Genomic DNA, 14,699 nt, shown 5'->3' on the forward strand with positions numbered 1-14,699 from the left:
AAGAAGACTCGTAAGGTCTTCTTTTTCTATACAGCCTACACAATAAATACTCAATCAATAAACTTGTTAGAGCAAACGAGGTCAAGTCGATACTGACCTAGCTTTAAAAAATTAGAAAGAGTATCACTTACAAATCTACTGTTAGTACCTTCTCAGCTCTCACGACTTGCTCACCTGCAATGTAGACATCATCAACATCACTGGATTTGACGGCATAAACGAGGTGAGAGAGCATGTTTTCTTGAGGTTGGAGATGGATTTTTCCTTGCGGTTGGATAACGAGAAAATCTGCTTGCTTGCCGACTTCTAGACTACCAATCTCATCTTCCATTCTCAACACCTTAGCTCCTTCAATCGTCAGTGCCTTGAGAGCAGTTTCAATAGGAAATTGACTGGCATCACCGCTCTTCATTTTCTGTAAAAGGGCCGCCGTGCGTCCTTCCTCAAACATATCGAGATTATTGTTAGAAGCAACTGAGTCCGTCGCGATACCAACTGGAACACCTGCTTTTTGTAATTGAATGATTGGTGCAATTCCCGAAGCTAGTTTGAGGTTGCTGATAGGATTGTGGGCGATAGCGACTTGCGAATCTGCCAAGCGGGTAATTTCTGCTTCATTTAACTCCACACCGTGGGCAAATACAGCCTGATGATCTAAATAGCCAAGTTCATCTAGAAAGGCTATTGGACGTTTACCATAACGCTTCAGGATAATGCCTGACTCTTCCTGTGTTTCTGCCACATGGATATGAAGCGGAATATCTTCTTCTTTTGCTAGGTTCAAACTAGCCTCTAACAATTCTCGACTACAACTGTAGGGCGAATGAGGAGCCACCATAACCTTGAAATTGGGATCCTGATAGCTTTTAATTGTCCCGATAACAGCACGCGTTCTTGCAACAGTTTCATCTGTCGTCTCCATGTCTGAAGAAAAGAGAGTTGGAGAAAAATAGCAACGCATCTTGGATGCCTTGACTGCTTCATAAATCTTCTCTATCTCTACTCCATTCGGATTGTACATATCATTGAAAGTTGTCGTTCCTGACTGGAGCATCTCTGTCAGCGCCTCTTTAACGGCCTTTGTAGTCATCTCTGCTGTAAATTCTGCTTCTGCTGGCCAGATATAGTCTTCTAGCCATTCGTGGAGATTGCTATCATCACGAATCCCCCTCAAGCCTGTCATTGCAGAGTGAGTATGGCAGTTAACCAAACCAGGCATAATCCAAGCACCCTGATAGTCTATAATTTGATCTGCTTGCTTGATAATTTCTTGATTTTCCTGACCGACATAGACGATTTGAGAATTTTCAAGAGCTAAGATACCATCCAGGTAGACATGGAAATCTTGGTCACAAGTCACGATATTTACATGCTGAAAGACTTTCATCAATAGGCTCCTTTTCTAAATTATACTCTTCGAAAATCTCTTCAAACCACGTCAGCGTCGCCTTACCGTATATATGTTACTGACTTCGTCAGTTCTATCTACAACCTCAAAGCAGTGCTTTGAGCAACCTGCGGCTAGTTTCCTAGTTTGCTCTTTGATTTTCATTGAGTATTAGCTTTCATACTAGATAATTTTTCTAGCTATTGTAACAAAAAAGTCACCCGAAGGCAACTTTTATTCTGTATTTGCTTATTTGCTTTATAAACGATTAAAAGTCTATTCTGGACTAAAAGCAGCTGCTTCTTGCATTTGATAATATTTACCTTTTCTAGCCATCAGTTCCTGATGATTGCCATACTCGACAATATCTCCATCCACCAAGACAAGAATCAAATCAGCATCCTTAATGGTCGACAAACGGTGGGCAATGATGAAGCTTGTGCGCCCCTTCATGAGTTTGGCAAAGGCATCCTGAACCAAGACCTCTGTCCGGGTATCGATGGATGAAGTCGCCTCATCTAAGATAAGAATCTTAGGAATGGCTAGAAAGACACGGGAAATAGTTAAGAGCTGAGCCTGACCAACAGACAAGGATTCCCCTGCATTTTCAAGCTTGGTATCATAACCCTGTGGCAACTGTTGGATAAAGAAGTCTGCGTTAGCTGCCTTGGCTGCCGCAATGACCTGCTCTCGGCTAGCATCAGGATTGCCAAAGGCAATATTGTCATGAATGCTTCCTTGCTTGAGCCAAGTTTCTTGAAGCACCATTCCAAACTGCTGTCGAAGAGAAGCTCGAGTATAGTCATAAATGGAATGACCATCCAATAAAATAGCTCCAGAGTTAATCGGGTAAAAACGCATAAGAAGATTAATGATGGTAGACTTCCCAGCACCCGTTGGTCCTACGATAGCAACCTTACTACCAGCTGGAATATCAATAGACAAGTCCTTAATCAAGATTTTTTCTGGAGTATAGCCAAAAGAAACATGCTTAAAGGAAATAGCTCCTTTGACTTGGTCGCTGTTCAAGACTTCAAGACCTGTTTCTCTAATCTCAGGGCTTTCTAAAACAGTATAAACACGTTCTGCACAAGCCAAGGCACTTTGCAACTCAGCTAAGACCGATGAAATATCATTAAAAGGCTTAGTGTACTGCTGCACATAGTTCAAAAAGGTCACTAAACGTCCAACTGTCAAAGTAGAGCCCATCATGATACGGAAAGCACCAACTCCAGCAAGAAGGGCATAAATAAGGGCATTTACAAAACGGGTTGAAGGATTGACTGTCGAAGAATAAAAGATAGCCGACTGAGAATATCCTGCATAAGTATCGTTTGCCTCATGGAGTTTTTGGATAAATTCTTCCTGGGCATTGAAGGATTGGATAATCGTCTGTTGGGTGAGGGATTCTTCAATCAACTGGGTTTGAATCCCCCTAGACTCTGTCTGTTTTTGAAAGAGATGGTAGGATCTCTTGGCAATAAAGCGTGAAATGACCATAGACAGAGGTGTTAAGAGCAAGACCAAGAGAGTCATCAAAAGATGAATCTGAAGCATGGCAAGGATGCTGACCAAAATCATCAAAACTCCGATGAAAAATTGGTTGAAAATCATATTCAATCCCGCTGCCAACTGTTCAATATCTGTCGTCACACGGCTGACCATTTCTCCGCTCCCCTGTTTGTCTACAAGGGCAATCGGTAAACGATGGAGTTTTTGAATGATTTTCTCTCGCAAATCTTTAGTGTAGGAGAAAATCAGTCGATTATAGAGGAGGGGATTGGCCCATTGAACTAGTGTATTTCCTATGACCACCAATATCATCTGGAGGAAAATCTGCCAAAATACCTGAGATGAGCCCGTCACTAGGACTTGGTCAATTACCTGTCCAATCAAGATTGGAAGATAGATTGATAGGGCCACTTGAGCAATGGTTCCTAAGAAAGCTAGAAAAAGAAGGATGGGATGACTTGCTAAATCTTTTGCTAATCGTTTGAGGGTTTGACTTGCATGTTTGCCTTTCATTCTAATCCTCCTTTCCATGTTGGGATGCATTGATTTCACGATAGACTTGACTAGTCTTCATCAATTCCTCATGATTTCCAAGTGCTAATTGCTGACCTTTTTCTAAAAGGAGAATCTGGTCTGCAATCTTCAAGGTCGAAGTTCGTTGGGAAATCAAAATCAAGCTGGTGTTTGGCAAGTTCTCCTGAATGGCCTTTAGAAGATTGGACTCAGTAATGGTATCAAGGGCTGAAGTCGCATCATCCAAGATGAGAAATGGTGCTCGATGCAAGACTGCTCGGGCAATCGACAAGCGTTGCTTTTGCCCACCTGAAAAATTTCGACCGCCTGCTTGAACCTCTGCGTCCAGCTGACCTTCCTTATCGCTGACAAAGTCCTTGGCCTGAGCAATTTCTAAAGCCTGCCAGAGTTCTTGGTCCGAGACAGGTTTTTCCATACCTAAAGTCAAGTTGGAACGGATGGTTTCCTTAAAGAGTTCAACTTTTTGAGGGACATAGGCCATCCAGGACCGCCATTGAGCAAGATTTTGAGGACTATTCCCAGCCTGATAGAGGGCCACTGTTCCTTTATCTGGTTTGTACAAACCAAGTAAAACCTGTACCAAGGTTGACTTACCAGAACCAGTTCCTCCGATAATCCCAAGAATTTCTCCTTGATGCATATCAAAAGAAATATCCCTTAGCGAAGGTTGAGCAGCATCTGGATAAGTAAAGGTCAAGTGACTAACTTGTAAAACTCGATGTCCAGATACTTTTCCTACATGAATCTCAGAATGAATATCTTCAGGTTCTTCAGCGAAGACTTCCTCAATGCGCTTAGCTGATATATAGGACTGGTTGAGTGAATTAATCAGCATGGCTAGTTTAATCAACTCTACCAAGATTTGTAGAAGATAGTTGATTAAGGCAATCAAGGCACCCTGACTGAGCCAGCCTCCCTGGATAGAAATATAACCATTCCAGATAATCACCAGCAAAGTTCCGTTGACAATCAAATAGGTCAAGGGGGTCAAGAGACTAGACCAGTATCCTGTTTTCATTTGAATAGCCGTATAGACTTGGTTTAGTACTTGAAAATTCTCAATTTCTCGTTTTTCTTGGCCAAAAGCACGAATCACACGCATCCCTTGTAGTTGTTGGCGTGTTTCCTGAACCAGCTGATCTGTTTTCTTTCTCAAAATGCTATAAAGAGGATTGACCAAGCGTGATAAAACTACAATGACAAAGGTCAAAATGGCAACCATGACCAAAAACCAGAAGGTCAATTCAGGCGATAGACGATAGGCCATAAAAATGGCACCAAAAACAATAATAGGAGCCCTTAAAAATAGGCGTAAAAATTGATTGATCCCTGTCTGAATCTGATAGGTATCCGAAGTTAAACGCGTCACCAAACTCGAAGTCGTCAAACGGTCTCGACTATCCTTTGGCAAGGAAAGAATATGACGATAGAGGTCATTGGTCAACTCCTTAGCAAATCCAACCGCTGCCTTGGCTGAGTAGAACTGAGCAACTAAGGCTACTAAAACGCCGATAACTGCAAAAACAAAGAGGAGACCCATTTGCATCCACAGATGACCCTGATCTTTTTGAGGGATGGATTGGTCAACAATCCCAGCTATAACCATAGGAACTAATAGTTCAAAAACAGCTTCTAGCAACTTAAACAAGGGTGCCAGGAAAGACTCTTTGATGTAGGGTTTAAAGTAAGAAAGTAAGTGTTTCATAAGTCCCTTCTAATTCAAAATGAAGAAGGTGGAAAAACCACCATCTTTTTATTTGTTCAAATATGGAAGTAGGTAGCCATAACCAGCCTCTTCCATTTCATCCTTAGCAATGAATCGTAGAGAGGCAGAATTGATGCAATAACGTAAGCCACCTAGTTCCTGAGGTCCGTCTGTAAAGACATGACCCAAGTGGGCATTACCCGAACGTGATCGAACTTCGATACGCTCCATACCGTGACTCAAGTCCTGATAGTAATGAATGAGTTCCTTGGAAATAGGACGGCTAAAACTTGGCCAACCGCAGCCTGAGGCAAACTTATCCTTGGCAAAGAAGAGGGGCTCTCCTGTCGTGATATCGGCATAAATTCCTTCCTCAAAGGTTTGATCATAGGCATTGCTAAAGGGAGCTTCCGTAGCAGCTTCTTGGGTGACACGGTAGGACTCTTCTGACAAATTTTCTCGTAACGTTGCCTGACTAGGCTTTTCATAGTTGGCGGCATCTATCAGTGGTTTTTCAGCATCCCTCACATCAATGTGGCAATAACCACCAGGATTTTTCTTGAGGTAGTCTTGGTGATAGTCCTCAGCCAGGATATAGTGACGGAGTTTCTCCACTTCTACCGCTATCTTGCGACCGAGCATGCGCTCCTGCTCTTGGACAAGGGCATAGATAGTCGGTAAATCCTCTTCATCTTGATAATAAATCCCTGTACGATATTGACGGCCACGGTCATTTCCTTGTTGATTGACAGACAATGGATCAATGACCCGGAAATAATAAAGCAAAATCTCACGGAGCGAGACTGCCTTTTCATCATAGATAACTTGCACAGTCTCAGCATGATCTGTTTCTTTGATTAATTGATAATTGGTAGTTTCTACCTGACCATTAGCATAACCAACACTGGTTTGCAACACTCCAGAAATTCTGGAAAAATATTCTTCCAAACCCCAAAAACAACCACCTGCTAAATATATTTCTGCCATCTCATACCTCCTTGACCATCTATCGGTCAGCAAAAGTGGGAAACATTTCATATCCCATCTTTCATTTTCAAAAAAAGGATAGGAAGCCCTCTAATAGAGAGTTTCCCCATCCTATCGCTATATTTATTTTTCTTCGACGCGCACGCCTTGTGTATCTACTTGCAAATCATGAAGCTTGCCTTTGAACGGTTGTTTTTCAAGCTCTGCCTTAATCTTCGGCATCTTATCAGGATCAGCTAGAACCATGACAGTAGGTCCAGCGCCAGACAAGTAGGTCGCATAAGCACCGTTTCTCTTAGCAACTTTTTTAATTGTCGCAAATTCTCGCACCAAATCTTGACGATAACGCTCGTGGAAAAGGTCACTCTCGATAGCTTGGCCAGCTTTGACCATATCTCCTGTCAATAGAGCTGCGATAGCCACATTGGCGATAGAACTTGCTGCAACAGCTTCCTTGTATGATAATTTCTTAGGCAAGACACCACGACTATCGCGAGTTCGCAATTCATAGTTTGGAATATAAGCTAGGAAAGCACACTCTGGAAAAGGCGCCACAACAGCTGAAACCTGATCTTCGACTGAGCTCGCAATGACCAGATTACCATAGATAGCTGGCGCAACATTATCAGGATGGCCTTCAATCTTAGTCGCCAATTGCAATTTGTCGTGATCGCTTAATTTAAGATTTCCTAATTGATTTGCCAGTTCAATTCCTGCAACGATGACAGAGCTCGATGAACCAAGTCCACGCGCAAGTGGAATATCACTAATCATTTTCAGACGTCTTGGTTGTAGGTCTGGAACAATTTGTAAAGCAATCTTCAGCAAAAGATTACGCTCGTCACGTGGAATCCATTTGCCTAATTGGTGCTCAATCATCCATTCTTCGCGTTCCTCACAAACCTGAATTTCTAGATATTTAGTTACAGCTACACCAACCGAGTCAAAACCAGGACCCACATTGGCACTTGTAGCAGGTACAATAATCTTCATCTTAGTCTCCTAAAACCTTGAAGGTGTTGAGAAGTTCAAACTCAGATACACCCTTCAAAGCTGATGTAATATTTTCAAGTTGCGCCTTGTTGATCTTATGACTGATAATGACAACACGAGCCTTGCCTTCTTGCTTGCCATCTTGTAGGATTTGCTTGAAGGAAATATCTTCTGCATTAAAGAGTTCAGCCAATTTCAAGACTTGACCTTTTGAATCTGGTGCCAAGATTGAGAAATAGTAGTTAGCTTTAACATCTTCTGGCTGAGCCAAAACAAGGTCACGATGGTATTCGTTAAAGGCTTTTCCAATTGTACCGTCATTCAAACGACGAACGATACGAACAATATCAGCTACGACACTCGTTGCTGTTGGTTTTTGTCCAGCCCCTGGTCCGTAGTACATTGATTCACCAATCCCGATAGACTCCACAAAGACAGCATTCATGACACCATTGACACTTGCAAGTGGGTGAGCTTTAGGAAGGAAGGTTGGTGTAACCTCGGCAGCGATTCCAGAAGCTGTTTCTTCGATAGAACCTACTAATTTAACCACATACCCAAGATCTTGGGCAACTGCCACATCCTCTGGAGTGATATTGCGGATTCCTTGATGGGCCACATCTTCAAATTTGACATTCATCCCAAAAGCAAACTGGCTGAGGATGACCATCTTGTATGCTGCATCAATCCCGTCAACGTCATTAGTTGGATCACTTTCAGCAAAACCAAGGCGTTGAGCTTCAGCAAGGGCATCTGCATAAGACCAGCCTTCTTCTACCATTTTGGTCATCATGAAGTTAGATGTTCCATTGACAACACCAAGAACACGAGTGATTTTGTCTGATGCTAGTGAGTTAACCAAGGTACGAAGGATTGGAATTCCTCCCGCAACAGCTGCTTCATAATAAAGAGCAACATTATGAGCTTTGGCAATCTCAAGCAATTCTGCACCATGAACAGCCAAAAGGTCCTTGTTGGCTGTCACGACATGTTTCCCTGCTTCTAAGGCACGAGTGATAAATGTTTTTGCCGGTTCGATACGTCCCATCAACTCAACAACAATCGCAATGTCTTTATCTGACAAAATTTCGTCAATATTTGTTACAAAATTAAAATCATTTCCTGCTTCAAGCAAGCGGGCTTTCTCTTCATCGTCTTTGACCAAAACTTTGGCTACTTCAATTTCTGAATGTGCTGCTTGAACAATTTTTTCTCCATTTTCCTTTAGCAAGAATGGTACGCCACTGGCTACTGTACCAAATCCAAGTAAAGCAATTTTAACTGACATGTTTGTCTCCTTGAAATTTTCTAATAGCCCTATTATATCAAAATTGTGAGAAAATTCCTACCATTCTGAACTAAAAATAGAAGCATCAAATCATAAAAAAGCCTGCCCTGATTCAATCAGGAGCAGACGCTATTTTCAATCTATTTTACAAAGACCATTTCCTTGTCACTAGACAGGTCGTCTCGATAGGTAAAACCTGCAAAACTGAGCTTTTTAATCTCTTCTACCGAAGTTACCTGATCTTCCATCAAGGCTGTTAAGAAAGTACCTCTAGCTTTCTTTGAAATGGTTGAGTGGACTTTAAGTTTTCCATCTCTGTTCTCCATAAACTTAAAGGTCACCATTTGCTCGCGAACCTCTTTAGGGAAGACAGTTTCAAATTCCGAAGACAAGAGTGAAAAGATTAGTTCTTCACCCTTCACCGACTCTTCATAAGCTGACTGCCAGTGACTTTTCAGGCTTTTCCCAGCGATTTTAAGCTTCATCAAAAAGTCCAGTCTGTGAGGTGCAATCGGTGCAAAGGCTGGAATCACACCGTAAAGAGCTGACGTTATCATGAGGTGTTTCTCCAGATAGGCTTGTTCAGCCTTGGTTAGATTGTCCCGTTTGATGTTGCGATACATAAGTCCATCAAAGAGTTGCAAAGCAGGATAAGAGTTTGCAGTTCCATTTTTTAAAGCTTGGATGCGTTCATACTCTTCTTGTGCTTTTTCAGCAGAAATTTTATAAAAATTTTCCAGTTCTTGAGCAGAATATATAGTTAGTTCGTCTAGTACAGCCTGACTTTCAGGACACAAGGTTTTTGCCTCTAAACTAGGAACATTTGTATTCATTTCTTTTGCGGTTGGGATTAGAATTTTCATAGTCTTAGTGTAGCATATTTTTCTAGGAGCACCAAGGATTTGAGCCTAAATAATGCGACCTTCCAAATGATCCAATTCATGCTGACAGATCTGAGCCGGAAAACCTGTCAGGGTAATGGTCTGCTCTTTCCAATGAATATCTCTGTAGGATACGGTAATTTTTTCGTACCTGGTTGTCGGTCTTACACCTGTCAAAGACAAACATCCTTCCTCGGTCTCGTAAGGCCCTTCAAAAGACTTGAGAACCGGATTAAACATAACCATGGGAATCATGCCGATATTAAAAATAATCACGCGCTTTTGCACCCCAATCATATTGGCCGCTAGTCCAACACAGGTCTCACGATTAGCCTGCAGAGTATCTTGTAAATCCCTTGCTAGAGGTAAATCCTCCTGACTAGCAGGCTGGGATACCTGCGATAAAAATATCATATCTCTTACGATTTTCTTTTCCAAGTCTTCTTTCCTCCATCTTTTTCTCTACTTGATTATAGCACAAAATCTATTGACATTTATCTTTATATAAACACAAAAAAGCCATCCGAAGATGACTTTTCAATGCTTAAATGGCGTTTTTATCTTTTCCAAGTGCACGTTGAACTGCTTTGACAATTTCAACAAGAACAACAATCATGAGTGAACCTACAATAACCGCCATCCATTGAGTCAAGCTCAAATGTGAAACGTGGAAGAGGCTGTTAAATCCTGGAACCACAATCGTAGCCATCAAGAGGATGAAGGCAACTGGGATTGACCAGTTAAAGGTCTTGTTCTTGAAGAGTCCAACCGTAAAGATTGATTGGTAAACAGACTTGACGTTAAAGGCATGGAGCAATTGGATCAAACCAAGAGTTGCAAAGGCCATTGTAAGGGCATCTGCGTGGATTTCACTTTGAACTTGATGCTCTGGGAAGAGAATTGCCCAACCATAAACACCAAGAACCAGCATGGTTTGGAAGATACCTTGATACATGATAGCTCCGAAGACACCACCATCAAAGAAGTTAGACTTACGTCCACGAGGTTTGTGGGTCATCACACCTGGCTCAGCTGGTTCAACACCAAGAGCGATGGCTGGTAGCGTATCTGTTACCAAGTTAATCCAGAGAAGATGTACTGGTTGCAATACATCCCAACCAAAGAGAGTTGCAAAGAAAATGGTGAATACTTCAGCCATATTGGCAGACAAGAGGTATTGGATTGATTTTTGGATATTTGAGAAGACCTTACGTCCTTCTTCTACCGCTACGATAATGGTTGCGAAGTTGTCATCAGCAAGGACCATATCAGAAGCTCCCTTAGAAACCTCCGTACCTGTAATCCCCATACCGATACCGATATCAGCTGTCTTAAGTGATGGTGCGTCGTTGACTCCATCACCTGTCATGGCAACAACTTTACCTTCTTTTTGCCATGCTTTCACGATACGAACCTTGTGTTCAGGTGATACACGAGCATAAACAGAGTATTGCTTGAAGACCTTTTGGAATTCTTCATCAGTGAGTTCATTCAACTCAGCACCCGTGAAGACATGGTCTTCGGTGTCATTTGGATCGATGATTCCAAGACGTTTAGCAATAGCTTCAGCTGTATCTTGGTGGTCACCCGTGATCATGATTGGACGGATACCTGCTTCCTTAGCGACACGGACAGCTTCTGCTGCTTCTGGACGCTCAGGGTCAATCATGCCGACTAAACCAGAGAAGATGAGGTCAGACTCAACAATTTCAGATTCCAAGGTTGGAATTTCATCGCTAGTTTTATAAGCCATCATCAAGACACGAAGGGCTTGTTTAGCCAAATCTTTGTTGGTAGCAAGGATAGCTTGTTTGTCTTCTTCTGTGATTGGACGAACTTCCCCATTGACTTCAATACGTGTCACACGTTTGAGCAATTGGTCAGGGGCACCCTTAACAGCGATAAAGTAAGTACCGTCTGCTTCCTTATGGATCGTAGACATAAGTTTACGTTCTGAGTCAAATGGCAATTCTGCCACACGTGGCTCATTCTTCAAAACTTCACGAACGTCAAAGTTGTGGTCCAAACCAAACTGTACAAGAGCTGTCTCCGTTGGGTCACCAATCAATTTACTAGATGGGTCCACCTTTGTATCATTGGCAAAGTTCATGATACGAAGGGTATTGTTACTAGCAGCAATCTCAGCTGCTGAGCTTTGCAATTGACCGTTAGTATAGACTTTTTCAACCGTCATTTGGTTCATAGTCAAGGTACCTGTTTTATCAGATGCGATGATTTCTGTCGAACCAAGTGTTTCAACGGCTGGTAATTTACGAACAATCGAATTACGTTTAGCAAGAGTTGTAGTTCCCAAAGAGAGAACGATGGTTACAATGGCAGGGAGTCCTTCTGGAATCGCAGCAACCGCAAGGGCTACTGCAACCATCAAGCCTTCCAACGGATGTTCACCACGAACGAAGACACCAACCAAGAAAGTGATAATCGCAATCACAACGATTAAGTAAGTCAAGGCTTTAGATAATTGTTCCAAGCTTTGCTTCAATGGTGTTTCTGTCTCATCGGCATTGGCCAACATATCCGCAATCTTACCAACTTCAGTATACATACCAGTGTTAGTCACGACACCAATACCACGACCGTAAGTTACGTTTGAGTTTTGGTAACCCATATTAACGCGGTCCCCAATACCAGCATCTGCTTCTACTACTTGAGTAATATCTTTTTCAACTGGTACAGATTCACCAGTAAGAGCAGCTTCTTCGATTTTAAGAGACGCCGCTTCAAACAAGCGCATATCAGCAGGAACTACATCTCCAGCTTCAAGCAAGACGATGTCCCCAGGCACCAATTCTTTTGAGTCGATCTCAATGACATGACCATCACGACGAACACGGGCCATTGGGCTAGACATATTTTTCAGAGCCTCAATCGCTGCTTCTGCTTGACCTTCTTGGTAAACACCAAAGGCTGCATTCAGGACAACTACGGCCAAGATGATAATGGCATCTGTTAAACCGTCCATTCCTTCTGTAATGACAGAAAGTGCCGCTGCCGCTAGCAAGATGATGATCATCAAATCCTTAAATTGATCAAGGAATTTAGCTAGTAGGCTACGTTTTTCGCCCTCTTCTAACTCATTTCGACCATAAGTCGCTATGCGTTCTTGAGCTTGAGCAGTTGACAAACCTTCAACAGATGAGTCCAGATTCTTTAGGACTTCCTCAGAAGATTGTGTGTAAAACAAGTCTTTATTTTGTTCTTTTGACAAAACAGTCTCCTCCTTTTTGGCCTCTTTTTACAAAAAAAGAGACCTGTTTTTTAAAAAAACAAGTCTCGCTGTTTAATATAGTGCCGGAAATAATTCGTAATGACGACACTATCGCGGTTAACCGCCAGCTACTCCCTTGAGTAGTTCTATTATATCAGAAATTCTAAAGTTTTCAAGTGCTGGGGTGGAGTTAGTCAACATTCCCATCATAAGTACGATCGCTAATAATGTATCTTGGACGATGTTTGGTTTCTAAATAGATTTTTCCAATATATTCACCGATTACACCAAGGCTAATGAGTTGAACTCCGCCAAGTAAACTTACAATAGCGTAGGTACTAGCCCAACCGGCCACAACTGTACCAGCAAATTTGCTCCACAAAACCCAGATGATCAACAAAAAACTAAAAAAGGAAGTCACAACTCCCATTGCGGTAATCAAGCGAATGGGTTTAATAGATAGGCTCGTAATTCCGTCCATTGCTAGGCCAAGCATTTTAGAAAGTGGATAGTGACTTTCTCCAGCAATTCGTTCATGACGTTTATAAGTCACATAGGAATACTTAAATCCTACCAGAGGCATAATGCCACGAAGGAACAGATTAACTTCTTTAAACTTGGATAATTCCTGTAGAAATCGTTTTGAGACTAAACGATAGTCAGCATGATTAAAAACGACATCCGCTCCAAATAGTTGCATCACTTTGTAAAAACCTTCTGCTGTTATACGTTTAAAAGCTGAGTCTGTATCTCGATTATCACGAACACCGTAGACTAACTCTGAACCAGTCTTATATTCAGCAATCATCTGATTCATACAATCAATATCATCTTGACCATCTGCATCAATGGTAATCACGATATCCGCAAATTCTGCAGCTTCGTACATCCCAGCAAGAACACTACTTTGATGACCACGGTTTCGACTTTGAGAAATACCTACAACAAATGGATTCGATGAAGCATATTCTTGGATAAGTTCCCAAGTTTTATCCTTACTGCCATCATTCACATACATGACCTTGCTATTTGGATGAACCTCTTGATTTTTTACCAATTCCTCAATCTTCCCGACAAACATCGGATTTGTGTGAGGTAACACTTGCTCTTCGTTATAACATGGAATCACGATATATAAAATCGGATTATTTCTACTCATCTTTGTCTCCTAACCTTTTAAATCCAAAGGGAAAATTGGTCCCTCTAAATACTCTGACAATCAATTCACACCCTACCAAAGTCAATATTGTCACAACACTTGTTGTAACGTAGCCATTCACAAAAATACCAGTATATCTTGTAGACAGTTGTAAAACTAATTTTTCTACCAATACTAAAACAATTGGGGCATGGACACCATAGTAAATCAAGGTTCTTTGGCCGATTGATTTCAAGAGAGTCATTTCAGGAATTGACTTAAAGAATATGAGGGTGGACCATATACCTGAAATTGCAGCAATGTAAAATAAGAGATGGTTCCCTATCTGCTGATAGTAGAGATCGACAATTTGTCTTCCACTCCAATGATAGTTCAATCTGCCTACAAATATAGTTAGAGATAAGGCAACTGGCAGATTGTATATTGCAAAAAACTTCTCCAGCTGAGGTAAATATTTTCTCACTCCAACACCTAGAAAAGTGAAGACAACGGCTACAGGGACCAAATCAAGATTCCAGATAAGATAAAAATTCCAAGTATAGATTTTTTGTCCTAAAACGACTAGAAGCAAGAGTGATACAAGAATCAATAGCCATTGACCAATCGACCATTTTCTTCTGAGAATAAAGTAACTAACAACATGTGCTAAAAACATGACATTCAGAAACCATAACTGAAAATAAACATGCAAGCGATCTGACAACAACAATTGTTTAGTAAAATGAATAAGATTAAAACTAAACACTTGTTCAGGATACATGACAAAGAGTTGAAAGAGAAAAACAAAAATATTCAGGCAAAAAAAGGGAACGACCAAACTTTTCACCTTGCTAATAAAATATTCCTTAAATGATTTGTATTTAGTGACATTTAAAGTAAAACCTGACAAGAAGAAAAATAAGGGGATATGAAAAACATAGAGGAGTATTTTTGCACGAAGAGGCACAAAACTGCTGTGCCCTATAATAACAAGTATAATCGCTAGCCCCTTAGCCATATCTAGGTAACCTATGCGCTTTTTCAT

General features: G+C 41.4%; 11 protein-coding genes. All 11 read right to left on the bottom strand.

Annotation, left to right across the window (positions count from 1 at the left end; translation table 11 throughout):
* Positions 1 to 127 precede the first annotated feature (127 nt).
* The gene (locus tag PCY08_RS03445) at positions 128 to 1,387 is read right to left on the bottom strand and encodes a TRZ/ATZ family protein (protein WP_301559431.1); all 1,260 of its coding nucleotides are present in this window, start codon (positions 1,385 to 1,387) and stop codon (positions 128 to 130) included.
* A 276-nt stretch (positions 1,388 to 1,663) separates the two neighbouring features.
* Complete coding sequence (locus tag PCY08_RS03450; RefSeq protein WP_301559432.1) at positions 1,664 to 3,412, bottom strand: ABC transporter ATP-binding protein; 1,749 nt, start codon at positions 3,410 to 3,412, stop codon at positions 1,664 to 1,666.
* A 1-nt stretch (position 3,413) separates the two neighbouring features.
* A complete protein-coding gene (locus PCY08_RS03455) occupies positions 3,414 to 5,138 on the bottom strand; it encodes an ABC transporter ATP-binding protein (RefSeq protein WP_301559433.1) in 1,725 nt (574 codons plus the stop codon).
* Between the two features lie 48 nt (positions 5,139 to 5,186).
* On the bottom strand, positions 5,187 to 6,125 hold the full coding sequence (gene msrB, locus PCY08_RS03460; protein WP_301559434.1) for a peptide-methionine (R)-S-oxide reductase MsrB: 939 nt from the start codon (positions 6,123 to 6,125) through the stop codon (positions 5,187 to 5,189).
* Between the two features lie 123 nt (positions 6,126 to 6,248).
* The gene (thrB, locus tag PCY08_RS03465) at positions 6,249 to 7,118 is read right to left on the bottom strand and encodes a homoserine kinase (RefSeq protein ID WP_301559435.1); all 870 of its coding nucleotides are present in this window, start codon (positions 7,116 to 7,118) and stop codon (positions 6,249 to 6,251) included.
* Position 7,119: 1 nt separating this feature from the next.
* Positions 7,120 to 8,406, bottom strand: coding sequence for a homoserine dehydrogenase (locus PCY08_RS03470; protein ID WP_301559436.1), 1,287 nt, complete (start codon positions 8,404 to 8,406; stop codon positions 7,120 to 7,122).
* Positions 8,407 to 8,546: 140 nt separating this feature from the next.
* Entirely contained in the window at positions 8,547 to 9,269 is a 723-nt protein-coding gene (gene yaaA, locus PCY08_RS03475; RefSeq protein ID WP_301559437.1) for a peroxide stress protein YaaA, read from the bottom strand.
* A gap of 45 nt (positions 9,270 to 9,314) precedes the next feature.
* The gene (locus PCY08_RS03480; RefSeq protein WP_301559438.1) at positions 9,315 to 9,725 is read right to left on the bottom strand and encodes a peptide deformylase; all 411 of its coding nucleotides are present in this window, start codon (positions 9,723 to 9,725) and stop codon (positions 9,315 to 9,317) included.
* Positions 9,726 to 9,831: 106 nt separating this feature from the next.
* Positions 9,832 to 12,516, bottom strand: coding sequence for a cation-translocating P-type ATPase (locus tag PCY08_RS03485; RefSeq protein WP_301559439.1), 2,685 nt, complete (start codon positions 12,514 to 12,516; stop codon positions 9,832 to 9,834).
* A 190-nt stretch (positions 12,517 to 12,706) separates the two neighbouring features.
* Entirely contained in the window at positions 12,707 to 13,675 is a 969-nt protein-coding gene (locus tag PCY08_RS03490; protein WP_301559440.1) for a glycosyltransferase family 2 protein, read from the bottom strand.
* Positions 13,668 to 14,699: an acyltransferase family protein gene (locus PCY08_RS03495; RefSeq protein ID WP_301559441.1), complete on the bottom strand. Its 1,032-nt coding sequence runs from the start codon at positions 14,697 to 14,699 to the stop codon at positions 13,668 to 13,670. The genes PCY08_RS03490 and PCY08_RS03495 overlap by 8 nt, the downstream gene beginning before the upstream one ends.

The sequence above is a fragment of the Streptococcus sp. SO4 genome, from assembly GCF_030440055.1.
In the GTDB taxonomy this organism is placed as follows: domain Bacteria; phylum Bacillota; class Bacilli; order Lactobacillales; family Streptococcaceae; genus Streptococcus; species Streptococcus nidrosiense.

Excerpts from the sequence above, each read along its gene's own strand:
- PCY08_RS03445 (WP_301559431.1), bottom strand. The coding sequence starts at position 1,387 with ATGAAAGTCTTTCAGCATGTAAATATCGTGACTTGTGACCAAGATTTC.
- PCY08_RS03450 (WP_301559432.1), bottom strand. The coding sequence starts at position 3,412 with ATGAAAGGCAAACATGCAAGTCAAACCCTCAAACGATTAGCAAAAGAT.
- PCY08_RS03455 (WP_301559433.1), bottom strand. The coding sequence starts at position 5,138 with ATGAAACACTTACTTTCTTACTTTAAACCCTACATCAAAGAGTCTTTC.
- msrB (WP_301559434.1), bottom strand. The coding sequence starts at position 6,125 with ATGGCAGAAATATATTTAGCAGGTGGTTGTTTTTGGGGTTTGGAAGAA.
- thrB (WP_301559435.1), bottom strand. The coding sequence starts at position 7,118 with ATGAAGATTATTGTACCTGCTACAAGTGCCAATGTGGGTCCTGGTTTT.
- PCY08_RS03470 (WP_301559436.1), bottom strand. The coding sequence starts at position 8,406 with ATGTCAGTTAAAATTGCTTTACTTGGATTTGGTACAGTAGCCAGTGGC.
- yaaA (WP_301559437.1), bottom strand. The coding sequence starts at position 9,269 with ATGAAAATTCTAATCCCAACCGCAAAAGAAATGAATACAAATGTTCCT.
- PCY08_RS03490 (WP_301559440.1), bottom strand. The coding sequence starts at position 13,675 with ATGAGTAGAAATAATCCGATTTTATATATCGTGATTCCATGTTATAAC.
- PCY08_RS03495 (WP_301559441.1), bottom strand. The coding sequence starts at position 14,699 with ATGAAAAAGCGCATAGGTTACCTAGATATGGCTAAGGGGCTAGCGATT.